The sequence below is a fragment of the Carboxydocella sp. JDF658 genome, from assembly GCF_002049395.1.
GTDB lineage: Bacteria > Bacillota.
In genome coordinates this window covers 1-201 of sequence record NZ_BDLR01000024.1, presented here as the reverse complement: position 1 = coordinate 201, position 201 = coordinate 1, and the positions used below count along the sequence as shown (strand labels likewise).

1 rRNA gene is annotated in these 201 nt (G+C 57.7%); it reads right to left on the bottom strand.

What is annotated here, in order from left to right:
- Window positions 1-201, bottom strand: a 23S ribosomal RNA gene (locus tag JDF658_RS04975); the annotation flags it as partial.

The window sequence follows — 201 nt, the reverse complement described above, 5'->3', positions numbered from 1 at the left end:
CTCAGGTTTTCGGCGGGCAGGATTCTCACCTGCCTTTTCGCATACTTATACCGGCATTCTCACTTCCATGCGCTCCAGCACTCCTCTCGGTATGCCTTCTCCGCCCATGGAACGCTCCCCTACCCCTCAACCTTCATCAGGCTGAAGCCGCGATTTCGGTGACAGGCTTAGCCCCGGACATTTTCGGCGCACAACCACTCG